This window comes from Streptomyces sp. BF23-19 (assembly GCF_041106355.1).
Taxonomy (GTDB): Bacteria; Actinomycetota; Actinomycetes; order Streptomycetales; family Streptomycetaceae; genus Streptomyces; species Streptomyces virginiae_A.
The window spans coordinates 1-20,262 of sequence record NZ_JBGBPT010000038.1 but is presented as its reverse complement, the minus strand read 5'-3'; the positions used below and the strand labels follow the sequence as shown (position 1 = coordinate 20,262).

The following is a 20,262-nucleotide window of genomic DNA, read 5'->3' as shown; positions in this document are numbered from 1 at the left end:
GGGGCGTGCGGCCCTGTGGACTCGGGGACTCAGGAACGAATCGGTACCCGGACCGCGTTTGCGGTGTGGGAGACGGCGCTTGACAGGACGACGCGGACAGAGGTGCCTATGACGCGCGGTACACGGGACGAGACCGGAACCACGGTGGGAGCCCGCGAGGGCGGCGGCCCTGCCGTCACCACCGACGGCCTGCCCGGATGGCTCGACCCCGTCGTCGATGCGGCCCGGTCCGTCCAGCCGGGGCAGCTGAGCCGCTTCCTGCCGCCCGAGGACGGCCGCGGCCGGCAGTCGGCCGTGCTCGTCCTCTTCGGGGAGGGCTCCCGCGGCCCCGAGCTGCTCCTGATGGAGCGTGCCGGCACCCTGCGCTCGCACGCGGGTCAGCCGTCCTTCCCCGGGGGCGCGCTGGATCCGGAGGACGGTGATCCGCACACCACCGGCCCGCTGCGCGCCGCGCTGCGCGAGGCCGAGGAGGAAACCGGGCTGGATCCTTCCGGCGTGCAGCTCTTCGGCGTGCTGCCCCGGCTCTACATCCCGGTCAGCGAGTTCGTCGTGACCCCGGTCCTCGGCTGGTGGCGTGACCCCAGCCCGGTCGGAGCCGTGGACCTCGCCGAGACGGCGCGGGTCTTCACGGTTCCCGTGGCCGATCTCACGGATCCCGAACACCGGGTCATGACCGTTCATCCGAGCGGCCACCTGGGGCCGGGATTCACCGTCGAATCGGCTCTGGTCTGGGGATTCACCGCCGGAGTGATCGACCGGATCCTGCACTTCGCGGGTTGGGAGCGTCCGTGGGACCGCTCACGGCAGGTCCCGCTCGACTGGCGCGCATGAGACGGTGGCCCACGTGAACGTGCTGGACATCCTGTTGCTGCTCGCCGCCGTATGGTTCGCGATCGTCGGCTACCGCCAGGGGTTCGTCGTCGGCATCCTGTCGGTGATCGGCTTCCTCGGCGGTGGTCTCATCGCCGTGTCCCTGCTCCCACTGGTCTGGGACCGGGTGACGGACAACGGCACCCAGGTGTCCACCACGGTCGTCGTGATCTCCGTGGTCGTGATCATCATCTTCGCCTCGATCGGCCAGGCCCTGACCACGCATCTCGGGAGCAGACTCCGCCGCAAGATCACCTGGTCACCGGCGCGCGCGCTCGACGCGACCGGCGGTGCCCTGGTCAACGTGGTCGCGATGCTGCTCGTGGCGTGGCTGATCGGGTTGTTGGTGGCCCAGACCGCCCTGCCCAGCGTGGGCAAGGAGGTCCGTAACTCCAAGGTCCTCCTCGGCGTGTCGCGGGTGCTGCCCGACCAGGCGGACACCTGGTTCTCGGACTTCAGCTCCACCCTCGCGCGCAACGGCTTCCCCCAGGTGTTCAGCCCGTTCTCCAACGAGCCCATCACCGAGGTGAAGGCCCCCGACCCGACGCTCGCCGGCAGCCCCGTGGCCGAGGTCGCGAAGCGCTCGATCGTGAAGGTCGTCGGTACCGCGCCGAGCTGCAGCAAGGTGCTGGAGGGCACGGGCTTCGTCTTCGCGCCCGGCAAGGTGATGACCAACGCGCATGTGGTCGGCGGGGTCAGCGAGCCGACCGTGCAGATCGGCGGCGAGGGCAAGCTGTACGACGCCAAGGTCGTGCTCTACGACTGGGCGCGCGACATCGCCGTCCTGGACGTGCCGAAGCTGAAGGCCCCGGTGCTGGAGTTCTCCGAGAAGGACGCGGCGAGCGGCAACGACGCGATCGTCGCCGGCTTCCCGGAGAACGGCGGGTACGACGTCCGGTCGGCCCGAGTCCGCGGGCGGATCAACGCCAACGGCCCGGACATCTACCACCGGGGCACCGTCCGACGGGACGTCTACTCGCTGTACGCGACGGTCCGCCAGGGCAACTCCGGCGGACCGCTGCTGACGCCCGACGGCAAGGTGTACGGGGTCGTCTTCGCGAAGTCCCTCGACGACCCCAACACCGGTTACGTGCTGACGGTCGACGAGATCCGCGACGACATCCGGGTCGGCCAGAACGCCGTACGACGGGTCGACAGTCAGGGCTGCGCGCTCTGAGCCGACGCCCCGCCGGGTCCCTACGTCCGTGGATGGCGCAGGCGCGCGGAGACCCAGCGGGCCCGTCGGCGCAGGATGAGCGGAATCCCGAGGCGGGGGTCGTGGCCGTGCCGGCCGGCCCTCTCGTAGGTGCCCGGCGTAGCTGCCGAGCGGCGTTCGTGCGCGGTGTCACCGTAGTCGTGCGTCCAGCTCATACTCCGAGCTGTGCCCGTGCCCCAAGGTCCGTAATCCCGTCAGGGGCGGCCAATTGGCCTATGCGCCAGGCAATTGAATGCTCGTAGGACAAGCGCACGACCGAACTCCCGTCCGTTCAGGGGGCGGTCGCCGATCCGAGGCCCGTCCCGCCGGCCGTCGCGCGGCCCGCTCGGGCGGCGGGGCGATCTGAAGTCCCGTCAGCGGTCCGGTTCGGGGTCCTTGAGCCAGTTGACGAGCTCGGACGAGAAGGCGACCGGGTCCTCCTCGTGCGGGAAGTGGCCCAGCCCGTCGAACAGCCGCCACCGGTAAGGGGCTTCGACGTACTCCCCGGAGCCGGCGGCGCTGCGCGTACGCATCACCGGGTCCAGCGAACCGTGCAGATGGAGCGTCGGCACGCGTACCGGACGCTTCATCCGCCGGTTGAACTGGATCCCGTCGGGCCGCGCCATCGACCGCATCATCCAGCGGTACGGCTCGATCGAGCAGTGCGCGGTGGACGGGATGCACATGGCCCGCCGGTACACGGCCAGATCCTCGTCCTCGGGCGGCCGCGGCCCCGACCAGTCCCGGATCAGCTCCCCTACGAGCGCTCCGCCGTCGGCGACGAGCTGCCGCTCGGGAACGAACGGCCGCTGGAAGCCCCAGATGTGGGAACTCGCCCGGGTCTGACCGAAGTCCGACAGCATCGCCGAGCGCCAGCGGCGCGGATGCGGCATGGAGGAGACCACGAGCCGGCGCACCAGCTTGGGCCGCATCACGGCCGCCGTCCAGGCGAGGTACCCGCCCAGGTCATGCCCGACGAGCGCGGCGTCCGGCTCGCCGAGGGACCGTACGACTCCGGTGATGTCGAGCGCCAGGTTGGCGGGGTCGTAGCCGCGCGGGGTGCGGTCGCTGCCGCCCACCCCACGCAGGTCCATCGCGACCGCCCGGTACCCGGCGTCGGCGAGCGCGGTCATCTGGTGCCGCCAGGTCCACCAGAACTGCGGGAAGCCGTGCAGCAGCAGCACCAGCGGCCCGTCACCGAGTTCGGCGACGTGGAAGCGGGCGCCGTTGGCGGCGACGTCCCGGTGCATCACCGGCCGTGCGCCCGGAAGGTCGAGCCGTACCGCCGTGGCAGCTGTGGGAGGAACGCTGGAGTCCGGCGTGGGCGCTGTCATGAGGACGAGCGTGCCACACCCACAGCCTTGTCACTCACCGGCCGCGGGTGCGGCTTGACGGTCTGGACCAGTGCGGCGGTCTGCTTGACGGAGGCGATGGACTTCTCCGGCGGCTTGACCTTCTTGAACTTGCGGACGCCGATCAGCACGAACAGGCCCGCGATCAGCAGGAACGCGCCGCCGACGATGAGGAAGGACCATGCGAGTCCGAGCCCGAGGTTGTGGATCCCGTACGCCGCGGCGAAGGTCAGCACCGGAACGGAGAAGAGAGCGAGCAATCCCGCGGCCACCATCGAGGCGGAGCCGCTGCCCACGCGCTTGACGTCCTCGCGGATCTCCGCCTTGGCGAGGGCGATCTCGTCGTGCACCAGCGCGGACATCTCGGCGGTGGCCGAGGCGACCAGTTGGCCGAGTGTGGGCTCGGCTCCCTGCGCCTCTTGGTCCACTGCGCTCATCGCTCTCTCCCTCTGTCGTCTGCTGCCGGGCGGCGCGGCTGTCCTGCGTCGTCAGTCAGATCATGCCGGACGGTCGCCCTCGGCGGTGGACCCGGCTGCTGTTCGGAGCGCGGCGGCGGCCGCTTCCTCGGCCCTGCGGCGGTGTTCCGCGGCCCGGTCCTCGTAGATCCGGGCCATGCGCCGGTGGTACTCGGGGTTGTGCTCCTCGTAGATGTCCGGGATGCCGTCGTGGTCGTCGTCGCGCTCCTCGGCCTCGGTGAGCGCCCGGTACTTGCTGTTGCGGAGCTTGAGCATGACGCACGCGATCACGGCGGCGATCAGGGAGCCGATCAGCACGGCGGCCTTGACCTCGGAGGTGAGGACGGCATCGTCGGCGAAGGCGAGTTCGCCGATCAGGAGGGAGACGGTGAAGCCGATGCCGGCGAGCGAGGCCACGGCGAGCACGTCCGGCCAGGCGAGGTCCTCGTTCAGTTCGGCCTTGGTGAAGCGGGCGGCCAGCCAGGTGCCGCCGAAGATGCCCACCGCCTTGCCGATGACGAGGCCGAGCACCACGCCGAGGGCCTCGGGCCGGGTGAACACCTGGGCGATGGCCTTGTCGGAGAGCGAGACACCGGCGGAGAAGAGGGCGAAGAGCGGTACGGCGAGACCGGCCGACAGCGGCCGGACCAGGTGCTCGATGTGCTCACCGGGGGACTGCCGCTCGCCTTCGCGGCGGGTGCAGCGGAGCATCAGGCCCATGGCAACGCCGGCGATGGTGGCGTGGACGCCGCTGTTGTACATCAGGCCCCAGATGACCAGGGCGAGCGGGACGTAGACGTACCAGCCGTGCACCTCGCGGCGGAGCAGGAACCAGAAGAGGGCGAGGCCCACGAACGCGCCGCCGAGCGCCAGGAAGTCGATGTCGCTGGTGAAGAACACCGCGATGATCAGGATGGCGAAGAGGTCGTCGACGACCGCGAGGGTCAGCAGGAAGGCGCGCAGGGCCGACGGCAGCGAGGTGCCGATGACGGCGAGCACGGCCAGCGCGAAGGCGATGTCGGTGGCGGTCGGGACGGCCCAGCCGTCCGTGGAGCCGTTGCCCAGGACGTTGACGATGACGTAGACCACCGCGGGGGCGACCATGCCGCACAGGGCGGCGATCACCGGGAGGGCGGCCGCGCGGGCGTCGCGCAGGTCGCCCGCGACGAGTTCGCGTTTGAGCTCGATGCCGGCGACGAAGAAGAAGACGGCGAGGAGGCCGTCCGCCGCCCAGTGCTGGAGCGAGAGGTCCAGGCCCAAGGCGGCGGGGCCGATGTGGAAGGACCCGACGCTGGAGTAGCTCTCCGAGATGGCGGGGATGTTCGCCCACAGGAGGGCGGCGATCGCGGCCACGAGGAGCAGCACGCCGCCGACGGTCTCGGCGCGCAGGGCATCCCCGACGAAGCGGAACTCGGGCAGTGAGAGGCGGCCGAGCAGCTTGGGGCTCTTGTGGTCGGTGGGGCTGGGCGCGGCCACGAGAGGGCACCTCCGGGGGGCGGTTGGACGGCATGGCGAAGCTCATTGCCGACCAGACTTCCCGGCGCACCCTGTGATGTTTCTTTACGCTTTGAATATTTTACAGGGCGCACGCGAGGACGGATCCGGTGATCATCACTTTAAGTGCGAAAGGGACACCCGGCGCGGTGCGCCGGATGCCCCTTTCGGTGTGTCTCGGTGTGACCCAGGCCGTGTGACCCAGGCTGTGTGACTCAGGCCGTGTGACGCGGGCGGTGCGCCTCGGCCCGTGACTCGATCGGCGCCTCCGCCCGTGCCTCAGTCCTCGCTGCCGGCGGCCGGCAGCTTGCTCTGGATCAGGTCCATGACCGAGGAGTCGGCGAGCGTGGTGACGTCACCGACCGCGCGGTTCTCCGCCACGTCGCGCAGCAGACGACGCATGATCTTGCCCGAGCGGGTCTTCGGCAGCTCCTGGACCGGCAGGATCCGCTTCGGCTTGGCGATCGGGCCCAGCGTGTTGCCCACGTGGTTGCGCAGGTCCGCGACCAGGTTCTCGGTCTCGGAGGCGCTGCCGCGCAGGATGACGAAGGCCACGATGGCCTGACCGGTGGTCTCGTCGTTCGCGCCGACCACGGCCGCCTCGGCGACCGACGGGTGCGAGACGAGCGCCGACTCGACCTCGGTGGTCGAGATGTTGTGGCCGGACACCAGCATCACGTCGTCCACCCGGCCGAGCAGCCAGATGTCGCCGTCGTCGTCCTTCTTGGCGCCGTCACCGGCGAAGTACTTGCCCTCGAAGCGCGACCAGTAGGTGTCGATGAACCGCTGGTCGTCGCCCCAGATCGTGCGCAGCATCGACGGCCACGGCTCGGTGAGGACCAGGTAGCCGCCCCCACCGTTCGGGACCTCGCGCGCCTCGTCGTCCACGACGGTGGCGGAGATTCCGGGCAGGGCGCGCTGTGCGGAGCCCGGCTTGGTGGCGGTGACGCCCGGCAGCGGGGAGATCATCATCGCGCCGGTCTCGGTCTGCCACCAGGTGTCCACGATCGGGCAACGGTCGCCGCCGATGTGCTTGCGGTACCAGATCCAGGCCTCGGGGTTGATCGGCTCGCCGACCGAGCCCAGCACGCGCAGGCTCGACAGGTCGAACTTCGCGGGGATGTCGTCGCCCCACTTCATGAACGTACGGATGGCGGTGGGTGCCGTGTAGAGGATGGTCACCCCGTACTTCTGGACGACCTCCCAGAACCGGCCCTGGTGCGGGGTGTCGGGAGTGCCCTCGTACATCACCTGGGTGGCGCCGTTCGCGAGCGGCCCGTAGACGATGTAGGAGTGGCCGGTCACCCAGCCGATGTCGGCGGTGCACCAGTAGACGTCGGTCTCCGGCTTCAGGTCGAAGACGGCGTTGTGCGTGTACGCGGCCTGCGTGAGGTAGCCGCCGGAGGTGTGCAGGATGCCCTTGGGCTTACCCGTGGTCCCCGAGGTGTAGAGGATGAAGAGCGGGTGCTCGGCGTCGAAGGGCTGCGGGGTGTGTTCGGCGGACTGCCGGCCGACCACCTCGTGCCACCAGACGTCGCGGCCCTCGGTGAAGGCGGTGTCCTGGCCGGTGCGGCGCACGACGAGCACGTGCTCGACCTGCGGACACTTGGCGACGGCCTCGTCGATGGCGGGCTTCAGGGCGCTGGGCTTGCCGCGGCGGTAGCCGCCGTCGGCGGTGATGACCAGCTTGGCGTCGGCGTCCTGGATGCGGGAGGCGACGGCGTCGGCGGAGAAGCCGCCGAAGACCACGGAGTGCGCGGCGCCGACGCGGGCGCACGCGAGCATCGCGACGACCGCCTCGGGGATCATCGGGAGGTAGACGGCGACCCGGTCGCCGGCCTCGACACCCAGCTCGGTCAGGGCGTTGGCGGCCTTGGAGACCTCGTCCTTGAGCTCGGCGTAGGTGATCGCGCGGCTGTCGCCGGGCTCGCCCTCGAAGTGGAGGGCGACGCGGTCGCCGTTGCCGGCCTCGACGTGGCGGTCCACGCAGTTGTACGCGACGTTGAGCTTGCCGTCCGCGAACCACTTCGCGAAGGGCGGGTTCGTCCAGTCGAGCGTCTCGGTCGGCTCGGTGGCCCAGGTCAGCCGCCGGGCCTGCTCGGCCCAGAAGCCCAGCCGGTCCGCGTCGGCCTGTGCGTACGCAGCCTCGGTCACGTTGGCGGCGGCGGCCAGATCGGCGGGCGGTGCGAACCGCCGCTCCTCCTTGAGCAGATTGGCCAGGCTCTCATTGCTCACGACATCTCCCTTTCCCAGGGTGTCCGTTGTGTCCCCGGGCATAGCTCATCAGTCAGCGGCCCAGGTGACAAGGGGTAGCCGGAAATTGGTTTAGACCTATATCACGATCCGGGCCGCGCGAGAACGGAGTGCGAATGGCCCCTCCCCGCCGCAGGGGCGGGAAGGGGCCAAACGATTGCACGAATACGGGAGGGTATCGGTTCAGGCGTGCTGGCCCACGCTGTCGAAGATCCGACAGTCGAAGAAGTCCTCGCCCTCGGACAGCAGATACGCCTGCGCCTCGCCCACGTGGAAGTACATCCCGTGCAGCTCCAGGGTGCCCTCGGCGAGCCGCCTGGCCACCGATTCATGGGCCCGCAGATGCTCCAGCTGCTGGACCACATTGGTCAGGCACAGCTGCTCCACCGCGTCCGCCGGGAGCCGGCCCGAGATCCGGGCCCAGGCGTGGTGGCGGCTGGCCATCCGCTCCAGGCTGGGCAGCCCGTGCTTCAGCCAGCGCCGCAGCGGGGTCATCGGGGCACCGGGCGTGGAGGAGAGCAGGGCCTGCATGGCGCCGCAGCCCGAGTGCCCGCACACCGTGATGCTGTCGACCTTCAGTACGTCCACGGCGTACTCGATGGCCGCGGCGACGGAGTCGTCGGTGGACTCCGCGCCGGGGAGCGGGACCAGATTGCCGACATTGCGGACGGTGAACAGGTCGCCCGGGCCGCTGGCCGTGATCATGCTGGTCACCAGCCGGGAGTCCGCGCAGGTGAGGAAGAGCTGGGAGGGCCGCTGCCCCTCGCGGGCGAGCCGGGCCAGCTCGTCCCGCACGTGGGGTGCGGTGTCCCGCTGGAAGGCGCTGATCCCGCTGGCCAGTTGACCCGCGCCGCGCCGCCGGGGCGCGCTCGGGCCGGCCTTCTCGGTGGCTTCCGCCTCCGCCTCGGTGGCCGCCGCGGCTGCCTCGGCCGCGGCGGCGGCAGTGATCGTACGGGTGCCCGCGGGGCGGTGGTCGCAGTGGTTCTGCCACGGTGTCCAGGGGCGGCAGCACTGGTGCACCCCGCGTTGCGGCGCGCGGCGGGACCGGTCCCCGTGGTGGCTCGTGTCGGCGGGCCGACCGTGGGGCCCGTCGGCGGGCGCGGCCACGGGCGCGGCCTCGGGCAGTCGGGCCGACGATCCGGCGCGGCCGGTCACCTCCAGCGAGCCGCCGTGCGCCAGATGGGAATCCTGCCAGTCGTGCAGTGTCTCGTAGGCCGCGTGGTCCATGAACGAGCCGTCCAGCTCGACCACCGCGTGCCCGTCGTGCGGAATCTGGTTCAGCACCCGGCTCAGCCGGGGCACCGCGAGGAAGGTCAACTGCCCGCGCGCCCGCACCCGGTGGACCCCGTTGTCCAGTCGCTCCACGGTGATCCGGGTCCGCGCGAGCCGGTGCAGGGCCAGCGCGACGGCCACCGCGATACCGATGGCCACGCCTTCGAGGACCCCGCCGAGGACCACGGCGACGATGGTCGTGCCGTAGACCAGGATCTCCCGGTGCCGGGTGACACTGCGCAAGTGCGTGATGCTCACCATCTGCACGCCGACCGCCATCACCAGGGCGGCCAGCGTGGCGAGCGGGATCAGGTCGAGCACCGGGACGAGCAGGCCTGCCGCCAGCACGACCCAGAGGCCGTGCAGCATGGTCGATCTCCGGCTGACCGCACCGGACTTGACGTTGGCCACACTTCGGACGGCCACACCCGAGACGGGCAGTCCGCCGAGCGCGCCGGAGACGATGTTCGCCGCACCCTGCCCCCACAACTCGCGGTTGAGGTCGGCGCGCGGCGGGCGGTTGTCCGTACCCCGCTCGGAGGCGATCAGCTTGTCCGTCGCGACCGCGGAGAGCAGGGACTGCACGCTGCCCACCAAGGCGATGGTCAGGACGGCGGCGAGGATGCCGAGGACGGGGCCCTCGGGCAGCTCGGGCAGGGCGTGGCTGCGCCAGGACGGCAGGTCCACCCGGGGCAGCGCGAGCCCGGACAGCGAGGCGGCGGCGGTGGCCACCGCCACGGCGGCCAGTGCGGCGGGGGCCTTGCGCAGGACCCGGCCGGCCCGCCCCGGCAGCCACGGCCAGGCGAGCAGCACGGCGAGGGTCAGGGCGCTGACGCCGAGTGCCGCGGGGTGTAGATCGGCCAACTGGGCGGGCAGCCCCAGCACGTTGGCCACGGCAGAGCTCTGGGGATTGCCGCCGAGCACGATGTGCAGCTGGGCGAGAGCGATCGTCACGCCGATCCCGGCGAGCAGGCCGTGCACGATGGCGGGGCTGACCATGAGGGCGGACCGGGCCGTGCGCAGCGCGGCGAGGCCGAGCTGGCACACGCCGGCGAGAACGGTGATGGCGCAGGTGGTGCGCCATCCGTAGTGCTGGATCAACTCGGCGGTGACCACGGTGAGTCCGGCGGCGGGCCCGCTCACCTGGAGCGGAGCGCCACCGAGCCACCCGCCGACGATCCCACCGACCGCCGCGGCGACCAGCCCCGCCTGGAGCGGGGCGCCAGTGGCCAGCGCGATGCCGAGCGAGAGCGGCAGGGCGATCAAGAAGACGGCGATGGAGGCGGAGAGGTCTGTCGGGAAGTCTTTGCGGATCTCCCGGGTCGTACGGGTGGGGGAAGTGACTGTCATGGGTTCCCGTCTCCTCGGAGGAGGGATGAAGCGGCGGGAGTCTCAACACTCGGTAAATGGATGGTAATGGAGAGTAAAGGTGAGTGGTGAATAATACGGGCAAATGGCCTACGAATTAGCACTCAAGGGTGATTAAGCATCTTGTACGGCTTGTCATACCTTCTCCCGAGCGGACCGCATGGGACGTTGCGGCGCGGAAGACCTGCGATGGAACTGCGAGGGAGAGGTGGGGCGGATGATCGCCGCCACGAAGAAGATCGCCGGCGGCCTGGTCGCCACGGCGCTGGTCCTGGGGGCCGCCGGGTGCAGCACCTCGGAACCCGCCAAGTCCCCGGCTCCCGGGGCCCCGAACGCGCTGAAGGGAGCGGCCGCCCCGGAGGCCCCCGGCAGCGTCAACCGGCCCATCGGCGACGGCTCGACCGTGTACACCGGCATGCAGCCGAACGTGCAGAAGCCGCACAAGCTCAAGCCCGGCGAAAAGCCGCCACAGTTCGTGGTGTTCTCGTGGGACGGGGCCGGAGAGGACAGCCAGAAGCTGTTCTCGCACTTCCGGGAAGTCGGCAAGAAGTACAACGCCCGCATGACGTACTTCCTGAGCGGCGTCTACATGCTCCCGGAGGAGAAACGTTCCCTCTATACGGCGCCCCAGCACGAGCCCGGCCGCTCAGACATCGGCTTCGGTGACCTCCAGGGCATCAAGGACACCGCCACCCAGGTCCGCGCGGCCTGGCTGGAGGGCAATGAGATCGGCACCCACTTCAACGGGCACTTCTGCGGCCCGGACGGCGGCGTCGGCACCTGGTCCGTGGAGGAGTGGAAGAGCGAGATCAACCAGGCCAAGTCGTTCGTCAAGACCTGGAAGACCAACTCCGGCCTCAAGGATCAGGAAGCGCTCCCCTTCAACTACGACAAGGAGCTCATCGGCGCCCGGACCCCGTGTCTGGAAGGCCAGAAGAACTTCATGCTGGCGGCGAAGGACATGGGCTTCCGCTACGACTCCAGCGGCATCAGCAAGCAGATCTGGCCCAAGAAGACGGACGGGCTCTGGGACATCCCGCTCCAGCTGGTGCCCATGCCGGGGCGTGCCTTCGACACCCTGAGCATGGACTACAACTACATGGTCAACCAGTCAGGGACGACCTCACAGGGTGACCCCTCCCAGCACGCGTACTGGGGCGACCAGATGCGCGACGGCCTGCGCGAGGCCTTCGACCGGGTCTACCAGGGCAACCGCGCACCGCTGATCATCGGCAATCACTTCGAGTCCTGGAACGGCGGCACCTACATGCGCGCCGTCGAGGAATCCATCAAGACGATGTGCACCCAGAAGGAGGTCCGCTGCGTCCCGTTCCGCGAGCTGGCGGACTGGCTGGACGCGCAGGACCCGAAGGCCCTGGAGTGGATGCGCACCCTCGACGTCGGCGAGGCGCCGAAGGAGGGCTGGGCGAAGTTCCTGACCGCGGGGCCGCCGGCGGCGCCGCCCGCCCCCGCGGGCGTCAAGCCGGCTGCGGAGCCGGCCGGGGAGAGTGCGGACGAGGGCTGACGAGCGCCTCGGCCCCCTCGCCCAGGACGAAATCGGGGTCGATCTGGTCCGCCAGGTCGATCCCGGTCTTGGCGTTGCCCCAGCTCTCCGCGTTCTTGAGGTGGAAGCTCACCATCTGCTCCGTGTACCGGGACCAGTCGCGGTGCGCGTACGAGTCGTCGGCGGCGTCCTGGAGCTCCTGGAGGGCGAACCGGTTGGACGCCTCCAGCAGCTCGAAGGGGGCGGGGCGGCCCTTCTCCATCGCACGCACCCAATCGGAGTGCCCGACGGTGACCAGCAGGTCCTCGCCCACCTCGTCCTGGAGGAACTCGATGTCCTCGGGTCCCTGCACCTTGTTGCCGATGACCTTGAGCGCGACCCCGAAGTCCCGCGCGTACTCCTTGTACTGGCGGTAGACGGAGACGCCCTTGCGGGTCGGTTCGGCGACCAGGAAGGTCACGTCGAAGCGGGTGAACATGCCCGAGGCGAAGGAGTCCGAGCCGGCCGTCATGTCGACGACCACGTACTCGTCCGGGCCGTCGACCAGGTGGTTGAGGCAGAGCTCGACCGCTCCGACCTTGGAGTGGTAGCAGGCCACACCCAGGTCGGCCTCGGTGAACGGTCCGGTGGCCATGAGCCGTACGGGCTCCCCGTCGAGCAGGAGCGTGCGCGCGCAGGCCCCGTACACCGGGTTGTCCTCGGTGACGCGCAGCAGGCGCGAGCCGCGGCCGGGCGGGGTGGTCTTGATCATCGTGTCGGCGGACGCGATGCGCGGGTTGGAACCCCGCAGGTACTCCTTGATCAGGGGCAGGTGCGCGCCGAGGGCGGGCAGCTCGGCTGCCGCCTCCTCGGTGAGGCCCAGCGCGGCGCCCAGGTGCTGGTTGATGTCGGCGTCCACCGCGACGACAGGGGCTTCGTTGGCGGCGAGGTGGCGGATGAAGAGGGAGGACAGGGTCGTCTTGCCGCTGCCGCCCTTTCCTACGAAAGCGATCTTCATGTTCACCAAGCGTAGTGGTTCGATAGCACTGTGTTGTCAAGGTGAGTGAAGAAGACCACTCCAAGGAGGGGTCGGTGCTATGGGTGCGCAGTGCGTAGGCTCCCTACTTATGAGTAGCGCTTCTGACCCGCTGGCCCCCCTGGCCGGGCTGCCTGGTGTCGCCGAGTCCGTGGATTCCGTACGCAAGGCCGTGGACCGCGTCTACGGGCACCGGGTGATGCGCCGCCGCAGCGGTGAGATCACCTCGGAGGCCGCCCTGCGCGGCGCCCGCGGGAGCGCGGCGCTCTCCGGTGCGGACTGGGCGCTGGAGGAGGTGCGCCGCCGGACCGACTTCGGGTCGGAGTCGGAGGCGCTGACGGTCGGCGCGGCGCTGCGGCTCACGGCCGAGGCCGGCCAGCTGCTGAGCATCTGGCGGCAGTCGCCGCTCCGGGTCCTGGCGCGGCTGCATCTGGTGGCGTGCGGGTCGACGGCGGACGGCGACGTGGTGGGCCGCCCCCGGCTGGCGGGCGAGCCGGTGACGGAGCCCCTGGTCGAACTCCCGCTGCCGAGCGCGGAGGAGGTGGCGGGTCGTCTCGACGGGCTGTCCCGCCTGATCATCGCGGGCGGCTCCGCCCCGGCCCTGATCACGGCCGCGGTGGTGCACGGGGAACTGCTGGCGCTGCGTCCGTTCGCCTCGTACAACGGGCTGGTCGCGCGGGCGGCCGAGCGGATCGTCCTGATCAACAGCGGTCTGGACCCCAAGGCCATCTGCCCGGCGGAGGTCGGCCACGCGGAGCAGGGGAGCGAGGCCTATCTGGCCGCCTTCGAGGGGTACGTCTCCGGGACCGGGGAGGGCATGTCCGCCTGGATCGCGCATTGCGGCCGGGCGATCGAACTGGGTGTTCGTGAGTCGACGGCGGTCTGTGAAGCCCTGCAGCGCGGCGCGGCCTGAGCCGCCCGTTTTCATCCGTTCGGCCCCGCGGCAGGGCTGTTCGGCCTCGGGACCGGGGCGTTCGGGTCTTCGTCCGAGACGGTCGGGACCCTCTTCGAGGCGTTCAGGCCCCGGACATGGGTTGCGGCGACACCGTCTTGCTTTGGTGTCGCCGCTGGCATTTACGCCCAGTTACCAAGCGTCCTCGATAGTTGCCCATCAGGTCGGGGTCTTTGCCCGTTACCTGGTGCGGCTGGCCCGTAATCGACGGGTCGACGTCGCGTGGGTGCTCGGCGCTCATGCTTCGGTCCGTGGGCCTTACTGCGTCTTAAAGATGATCCTCTCGGATGTTCTTTGGTCTCGCGGGCCGTTGCTTTATTTGTACTCCGCTTCGGAGCCATGCGAAACCCCTGGCTCCACTTTTTACTTTCCGGGGCGATCAAGGGCGAACCGGACAGGCCTTATCCGTGCAGGTCAGGACATTCAGGCAGAGCGGGTCGCGGCCAGGGCATGCGAGCGGCGCCGGCTCGCGTACCAGACCAGCCCGGCCGTGGCGGCTGCCGCGCCCACGGCCGCCGCGGCGACCAGGGCGGGTCGGGTCGGCATGGACAGCCCGGGAAGGCGCTGCTTCAGCCGCACGGGCCGGTTGAAGACCAGGACCGGCCACTCGCGCGCCACGGCTTCCCGCCGCAGCGCCCGGTCGGGGTTGACGGCGTGCGGATGTCCGACCGCTTCGAGCATCGGGATGTCGGTGGCCGAGTCGCTGTAGGCGTAGCACCGGGTGAGGTCGTACCCCTCGGACTCCGCGAGTTCGCGTACGGCCTCCGCCTTGGTGGGTCCGTAGGCGTAGTACTCGATCTCGCCGGTGAAGCAGCCGTCCTCACCCACGACCATGCGGGTGGCGACGACCCGGTCCGCGCCGAGCATCTCTCCGATGGGCTCGACGACTTCCGCGCCGGAGGTGGACACGATCACCACGTCGCGGCCCGCGGTGTGGTGGGCCTCGATCAGGGACGCGGCCTCGTCGTAGATGATCGGGTCGATGAGGTCGTGCAGGGTCTCGGCGACGATCTCCCGCACCTGCTGCACGTTCCACCCCTTGCAGAGGGCGGACAGGTACTCCCGCATCCGTTCCATCTGATCGTGGTCGGCGCCGCCGGCCAGGAAGATGAACTGCGTGTACGCGGTGCGCAACACGGCTCGCCGGTTGATCAGGCCGCCTTGGTAGAAGGACTTGCTGAACGTCAAGGTGCTCGACTTCGCAATGACCGTCTTGTCCAGGTCGAAGAAGGCTGCGGTGCGAGGCGAGGAGTGCGGCAAGGGCTGATTTTCCACGCCTCGAGCATATGCGCCCACCATTCGGCGTAAGGTGTGGCGCGTGGGTTTGCCTGAGAAGGCTCTCGGGTACACCATGGAAGTCACGGATCGTTCGCGACCGTGCTAACCCGGTCTGGCTCCTCCCCCCCCGAGTCGGACCGTGGGGACGACCCCCGCTCTCCCCCCCGGCGGGGGTCGTCGCATGTCCGGACGCGGTTCGCGTCCCTGCCTTCGGCCCCAAGTGACCATCCTCCGGCCCTTCCTCTTGTGCGGGGCCGACGTGGCGAAGGCCCTCACCCCCTCAGACTCGTGACGGTGCGTAGTGGTTCCGCCGCGCTCCGGAACTCACCTGAGAGGGTGAGCGGGTTATTCACAACCGATGGGTTGTCCACAGTTATCCGACAAGATCCACTTCTTTTTCCTGATCGCTGCACGGTGATTCCAGCCGCGAAGTCCGTGGCGGAAGCATTTGCAGTGAGAAGGGGGCGGAGATCGTGGCCCGATCGAAGTCGTGTGAAACGCCGGAGTCCGTGGTCGGCGGAAGGGGAACAGGGGTCGGGACGGGTCTCGGAGCCGGATCCATGGCCGGATCCGTACCGGGTGGCGGACGGCCGCTGATCATCACCGAGGACCCGCTGCTGCTCGACGATCTGCTGCGGTTGTGTGCCGCGGCCGGTGCCGAGCCGCATGTGCACCACGCGGTTCCCGAGCCGGGCGGGGCCGCCGCGGCGGGCGGGGAGACCGGGAGCACGGGATGGGAGTCCGCGCCGCTCGTGCTGGTGGGTGACGACGCCGCCCGGCGGGTGCGCGGGGCGCCGCGCAGGGCCGGGGTGTTCCTCGTCGGCCGGGACCTGGACGACCCCCATGTGTGGCAACGGGCGGTGGAGATCGGTGCCGAGGAGGTGCTGAGGCTCCCCGACGCCGAGAGCCGGCTCGTCGACCGCCTCGCCGATGTCGTGGAGGGGGCCGGACGGCCCGCCCTCGCCGTGGGGGTGATCGGCGGCAGCGGCGGCGCCGGAGCCTCCACCCTCGCCTGCGCGCTCGCCGTGCGGGCCGCCCGCGCCGGAGAACGGACCATCCTCATCGACGGCGACCCGCTGGGCGGCGGCATGGACGTCCTGCTCGGGGGCGAGAGCGCCGAAGGGCTGCGCTGGCCGGACTTCGCGGCCTCGCGGGGCCGGGTCGGCGCGGGAGCGCTGGAGGAATCCCTGCCCGAGCTGCACGACCTTCGCGTGCTCAGCTGGGACCGCGGGGACCGGGTGGTGGTCCCGCCCGCCGCGATCCGGTCCGTGGTGGCCGCCGCACGCCGCCGGGGCGGGGTGGTGGTGGTCGACCTCCCGCGGCGGGTCGACGAAGCCGTGGCCGAGGTGTTGGCCCAGCTCGACCTGGTGTTGATGGTGGTGCCGGGTGAGCTGCGGTCGGTGGCCGCCGCGGGCCGGGTGGCGGCCGGGGTGCGGATGGTGGCCCGGGACGTGCGGGTCGTCGTACGGGGACGCTGCCCGGGCGGCCTCGACCCGGAGTCCGTGGCAGGGCTGTTGGGGGCACCGCTGGCCGGTGAGGTGCCGGTCGAGGTGGGGCTCCCGGGGCGGGTGGCCGAGGGAGAACCGCCGGGGACGCAGAGGCGGGGCGCGCTGGCCCGCTTCTGCGACGGCTTCTGGCAGCGGGCCCTCGGCTCCGCCCAGGGGGTGCCGGCATGAGCGCGGTGCTCCTGGACGCGGTGCGCCGGCGGCTCGCGGAGACCGGGGCGGAACCGACCCCGGCGCGGGTGGCGGCGGCCCTACGGGCCCAGGGCAGGCTGCTCGGGGACGCCGAAGTGCTGGGCGTCGCCGCCGAGTTACGGTCCGAGCTGGTCGGCGCGGGCCCACTGGAGCCCCTGCTCGCCGATCCGGAGGTCACCGATGTCCTGGTGGCGGCCCCCGACCGGGTCTGGGTGGACCGCGGTGGCGGGCTGGAGCTGACCGGGGTGACCTTCGCCGACGCCGAGGCGGTGCGCAGACTCGCCCAGCGGCTGGCCGCCGTGGCGGGCCGGCGCCTGGACGACGCCCGGCCCTGGGTGGACGCCCGGATGCCCGACGGGACCCGGCTGCATGCCGTGCTGCCCCCGGTCTCGGTGGGCACGGCCTGTCTCTCGCTGCGGGTGGTGCGGCCGCGGGCGTTCACGCTGGAGGAGCTCGTCGCCGCCGGGACATTGCCGCCAGGCGGACACCGACTGCTCCGGGACATGGTCGAGGCCCGGCTGTCCTTCCTCGTCTCCGGCGGCACCGGAACGGGCAAGACCACCCTCCTCAGCGCCCTGTTGGGGTTGGTCGGCCCCGGCGAGCGGATCGTCCTGGCCGAGGACTCGGCCGAGCTGCGCCCCGACCATCCGCATGTGGTGCGGCTGGAGACTCGGCCGGCCAACCAGGAGGGAGCCGGCCTCGTCACCCTGGCGGACCTGGTCCGCCAGGCACTGCGGATGCGACCCGATCGGCTGGTGGTGGGCGAGGTGCGGGGCGCCGAGGTGGCGGACCTGCTCGCCGCCCTGAACACCGGGCACGAGGGCGGCTGCGGGACGGTCCACGCCAATGCCGCGGCGCATGTCCCGGCGCGGCTGGAGGCGCTCGGGACGGCCGCCGGGCTCGACCGGGCGGCCCTGCACAGCCAGTTGGCCGCGGCGCTGACCCTGGTGCTCCACCTGGTCCGGGACCGGGAGGGGCGGCGCCGGCTGGCCGAGGTGCACGTGCTGGAGCGGGACGCCGCCGGGTTGGTGGTCACCGTGCCGGCGTTGCGCTGGGCGGCTCGGGGCTTCGTACGGGAGCGCGGCTGGGAACGGCTTCGCCCGCTGCTGCGGGGCGTCCGGTGAATGCGGGGGCGGGGCTGCCGGTACCCCTGTTCGCCGGGATGTTGTGCGCCGGGGCGGCCGCCTGGGGGCTCGCCGGCGGCGACCGGGTGTCCCGCCGCGCCCGGGTGCTGCTCGCCGCGGGCGGTCCGGCCGTCCCGGTCGGTCCGCTCCACCGGGAGCGGCTGCTGATCGCCGTACGGGTGCGGGCGGCGCGATGGCGGGAGTGGGCCTGCCTCGCGGCGGGGCTGCTGGTCGCGGTGCTCGGCGGGTCGGTGATCCCGCTGGTGGCGGGGGTGGCGGCGGTGCCGCTGGTCCGCCGGTGGCTGCGGGTACGGGCGCGGGAGCGGGCCCGGACGGCGCGGGCTGCCGAGGTGGTCGCCCTGTGCGGGGCGGTGGTGGGTGAGCTGCGGGCAGGAGCCCAGCCCGGGCAGGCGCTGACGGCCGCGATGCGCCGGACGGCCGTCGGTCCCGGCGGGCCGGGTGCGGCGGAGGCGGGGGTGCTGGCCGCAGCGGCCTTCGGCGGAGACGTGCCCATAGCGTTGCGTCAGGCGGCGCGGGAGCCCGGGGCGGAAGGACTGGCCGGGATGGCGGCCTGCTGGCGGGTGTCGGTGGACGGCGGTGCGGGACTGGCCGCCGGACTGGAACGCCTGGAGGGGGCCTTACGGGCCGAGCGGGACCGGCAGGAGTCGCTGCGCGCCCAGTTGGCGGGGGCGCGGTCGACGGTGTTGGTGCTCGCCCTGCTGCCGCTGGTGGGCCTGCTGATCGGCACCGGGCTGGGCGCGGATCCGCTGCGGGTGTTGCTGCACACGCCGATGGGGTGGGGGTGCCTGCTGGCGGGCGGGGTGCTGGAGGCGCTGGGGCTGTTGTGGTGCCGGCGGATCGTCAAGGCGGGGGAGCGGTGATGGTCGGCTTCGTCGTCCACAGGCTGGGGATCACCGTCTGCCTGGCCGCGGTCGCGCTGTGGCTGGTGTCGGCGGTGACGGCGCGGGTCCGGACACGGGCGGCCGGGCGCAGGACCGCAGCCCTGCTGGGGGCTGGGCCGAGACCTCGCGGTCCGGTGCTCGGCTCCGCGCTCAGAGGCGCGGTGGCCGCGTGGGCCGGTCCGGCGGGGGCGCTGCTGGCGGGCTGGGTGCTCGTGGGCGGGGTGACGGGTGTGGCCGTCGGTGGCCTGGCCGCGTTCGGTGTGCGGCGGTGGCGGGCGAGGGCGCGACCGTCGGCCGGGATGGATCCACGGGAGGCGGAGCGTCAGTTGCCGTTCGCCGCCGATCTGTTGGCCGCGTGCCTGGCGGCCGGGGCGAGTCCGGTGGAGGCCGCCGAGGTGGTGGGGGAGTCGTTGGGCGGCCCGGTCGGTGACCGGCTGGCGCGGGCCGGCGCGGAGCTACGGCTCGGCGGTGAACCGGGCGCCGGGTGGGGGAGGTTGGCGGAAATACCGGGTGCCCGGGCGCTCGCCGACTGCCTGGAACGGGCCGCGCGGACGGGGGCGCCCGCGGCGGAGGGGGTCTCCCGGCTCGCGTCCGCGCTGCGGGAGGACCGGTCCCGCACGGCGGGAGCGCGGGCGCAGCGGGCGGCGGTGCTCGTCACCGCGCCGGTCGGGCTGTGTTTTCTCCCCGCTTTTCTCGCGATCGGGGTCGCGCCGGTGGTGATCGGTATGGCCTCGGGACTTCTCTCGAACACCTGAAGTCGCATTGACCACAGGTATCAACAGCTGAAATCCACAGGAGGTTGTCATGAGGATCATCTGGTTTCGTGTACGGACGGCACTGAGGGCGCGCGGGGGCGACAAGGGGATGTCCACGTCGGAATACGCGATGGGCACCATCGCGGCCTGCGCATTCGCGGCCGTCCTCTACAAGGTGGTGACGAGTGAAGTCGTCGCCACAGCCCTCCAGTCGACCATCGGAAAGGCGCTCGATGTGCCGTTCTGAGGGTGGGTCACGGAGCGCCCGGGGAAAGTCGGACCGGGGATATGTGACGGCGGAGGCCGCCTTGGTGATCCCGGCGCTGGTGCTGTTCGCAGCGCTGCTGGTGTGGGCGCTGATGGCGGCGGCCGCGCAGATCCGGTGTGTGGACGCGGCCCGGGCCGGTGCCCGGGCGGCGGCCAGGTCGGAGCCGGTGGAGGTGGCGGAGGCGGCGGCCCGGGCGGCCGCCCCACCCGGGGCGCGGGTGGAACTGGAACGGGTGGGCGACCTCTGGCGGGTCCGGGTGGTGGCCCCGGCGCCGGGGCCGGGCGGGCTGCCGGTGCGGCTCGGCGCGCAGGCGGTGGCCCTGGCGGAGGACAGCGTGGGGCCGCCGCCGTGAGCCGGGACCGGGGTTCGGCCACGGTCTGGGCGGCGCTGGTGGCGACGGTGCTGGGGGCGGTGTTCGGCGGGGTGCTGCTGCTCGGCCAGGCCGTGCTGCCGCTGCTGACCCGCTCGGGTGCGGCCCGTAGCGGCGAGGTCGCCACCGTGGCGGTCC

Annotated in this window: 18 protein-coding genes; 10 read left to right on the top strand and 8 right to left on the bottom strand. The window is 71.6% G+C overall.

The annotated features are described in order from the left end of the window. Window positions 1-108: 108 nt before the first annotated feature. Both AB8A24_RS21765 and AB8A24_RS21760 read left to right on the top strand, forming a co-directional pair. Window positions 109-831 carry a CoA pyrophosphatase gene (locus AB8A24_RS21765; RefSeq protein ID WP_369477204.1) on the top strand — a complete coding sequence of 241 codons (723 nt, stop codon included), beginning with the start codon at window positions 109-111 and terminating at the stop codon, window positions 829-831. 13 nt (window positions 832-844) lie between these two features. Next, entirely contained in the window at window positions 845-2,047 is a 1,203-nt protein-coding gene (locus AB8A24_RS21760) for a MarP family serine protease (RefSeq protein ID WP_161296560.1), read from the top strand. A gap of 20 nt (window positions 2,048-2,067) precedes the next feature. On the opposite strand, the gene AB8A24_RS21755 is transcribed toward AB8A24_RS21760, so the two are convergent. The 6 genes from AB8A24_RS21755 to AB8A24_RS21730 form a co-directional block, all read right to left on the bottom strand. Next, on the bottom strand, window positions 2,068-2,241 hold the full coding sequence (locus AB8A24_RS21755) for a hypothetical protein (protein ID WP_167745540.1): 174 nt from the start codon (window positions 2,239-2,241) through the stop codon (window positions 2,068-2,070). A 198-nt stretch (window positions 2,242-2,439) separates the two neighbouring features. Then, on the bottom strand, window positions 2,440-3,399 hold the full coding sequence (locus AB8A24_RS21750) for an alpha/beta fold hydrolase (protein WP_030726741.1): 960 nt from the start codon (window positions 3,397-3,399) through the stop codon (window positions 2,440-2,442). Then, a complete protein-coding gene (locus tag AB8A24_RS21745) occupies window positions 3,396-3,854 on the bottom strand; it encodes a phage holin family protein (RefSeq protein WP_328962308.1) in 459 nt (152 codons plus the stop codon). The genes AB8A24_RS21750 and AB8A24_RS21745 overlap by 4 nt, the downstream gene beginning before the upstream one ends. A gap of 60 nt (window positions 3,855-3,914) precedes the next feature. Continuing rightward, window positions 3,915-5,348 carry a Na+/H+ antiporter NhaA gene (gene nhaA, locus AB8A24_RS21740; protein WP_328962307.1) on the bottom strand — a complete coding sequence of 478 codons (1,434 nt, stop codon included), beginning with the start codon at window positions 5,346-5,348 and terminating at the stop codon, window positions 3,915-3,917. Window positions 5,349-5,645: 297 nt separating this feature from the next. Then, entirely contained in the window at window positions 5,646-7,643 is a 1,998-nt protein-coding gene (acs, locus tag AB8A24_RS21735; protein ID WP_328962306.1) for an acetate--CoA ligase, read from the bottom strand. A 159-nt stretch (window positions 7,644-7,802) separates the two neighbouring features. Then, window positions 7,803-10,241 (bottom strand): SulP family inorganic anion transporter, encoded by a 2,439-nt coding sequence (locus AB8A24_RS21730; RefSeq protein ID WP_369477201.1) that lies wholly within the window; start codon window positions 10,239-10,241, stop codon window positions 7,803-7,805. A 235-nt stretch (window positions 10,242-10,476) separates the two neighbouring features. Here AB8A24_RS21730 and AB8A24_RS21725 point away from each other — a divergent pair, with 235 nt between their 5' ends. Continuing rightward, window positions 10,477-11,784: a hypothetical protein gene (locus tag AB8A24_RS21725; protein ID WP_369477199.1), complete on the top strand. Its 1,308-nt coding sequence runs from the start codon at window positions 10,477-10,479 to the stop codon at window positions 11,782-11,784. Here the strand turns inward: AB8A24_RS21725 and AB8A24_RS21720 are convergent. Further along, complete coding sequence (locus tag AB8A24_RS21720) at window positions 11,738-12,760, bottom strand: ATP-binding protein (protein WP_328962303.1); 1,023 nt, start codon at window positions 12,758-12,760, stop codon at window positions 11,738-11,740. The genes AB8A24_RS21725 and AB8A24_RS21720 overlap by 47 nt on opposite strands. Window positions 12,761-12,869: 109 nt before the next feature. Between AB8A24_RS21720 and AB8A24_RS21715 the strand changes: the two genes are divergently transcribed. After that, window positions 12,870-13,691: an oxidoreductase gene (locus AB8A24_RS21715; RefSeq protein WP_328962302.1), complete on the top strand. Its 822-nt coding sequence runs from the start codon at window positions 12,870-12,872 to the stop codon at window positions 13,689-13,691. Between the two features lie 462 nt (window positions 13,692-14,153). Here the strand turns inward: AB8A24_RS21715 and AB8A24_RS21710 are convergent, their stop codons facing one another. After that, on the bottom strand, window positions 14,154-15,029 hold the full coding sequence (locus AB8A24_RS21710) for an HAD-IB family hydrolase (protein WP_328962301.1): 876 nt from the start codon (window positions 15,027-15,029) through the stop codon (window positions 14,154-14,156). Window positions 15,030-15,568: 539 nt separating this feature from the next. Here AB8A24_RS21710 and ssd point away from each other — a divergent pair. Genes ssd through AB8A24_RS21680 form a run of 6 tightly spaced genes read left to right on the top strand, consistent with a single transcriptional unit; the run spans window position 15,569 to window position 20,106 of the window. Beyond that, window positions 15,569-16,684, top strand: a complete 1,116-nt coding sequence (gene ssd / locus AB8A24_RS21705; RefSeq protein ID WP_328962300.1) for a septum site-determining protein Ssd — start codon at window positions 15,569-15,571, stop codon at window positions 16,682-16,684. Beyond that, the gene (locus tag AB8A24_RS21700) at window positions 16,681-17,829 is read left to right on the top strand and encodes a TadA family conjugal transfer-associated ATPase (RefSeq protein ID WP_078909226.1); all 1,149 of its coding nucleotides are present in this window, start codon (window positions 16,681-16,683) and stop codon (window positions 17,827-17,829) included. The genes ssd and AB8A24_RS21700 overlap by 4 nt, the downstream gene beginning before the upstream one ends. Before the next feature lie 38 nt (window positions 17,830-17,867). Continuing rightward, window positions 17,868-18,710 (top strand): type II secretion system F family protein, encoded by an 843-nt coding sequence (locus tag AB8A24_RS21695; protein WP_328965903.1) that lies wholly within the window; start codon window positions 17,868-17,870, stop codon window positions 18,708-18,710. Then, entirely contained in the window at window positions 18,710-19,486 is a 777-nt protein-coding gene (locus AB8A24_RS21690) for a type II secretion system F family protein (RefSeq protein ID WP_328962299.1), read from the top strand. Before AB8A24_RS21695 ends, AB8A24_RS21690 begins: the two co-directional genes overlap by 1 nt. Before the next feature lie 49 nt (window positions 19,487-19,535). Further along, entirely contained in the window at window positions 19,536-19,733 is a 198-nt protein-coding gene (locus AB8A24_RS21685) for a DUF4244 domain-containing protein (RefSeq protein ID WP_161296578.1), read from the top strand. Continuing rightward, complete coding sequence (locus tag AB8A24_RS21680; RefSeq protein WP_328962298.1) at window positions 19,720-20,106, top strand: TadE family type IV pilus minor pilin; 387 nt, start codon at window positions 19,720-19,722, stop codon at window positions 20,104-20,106. Before AB8A24_RS21685 ends, AB8A24_RS21680 begins: the two co-directional genes overlap by 14 nt. Window positions 20,107-20,262: the final 156 nt, after the last annotated feature.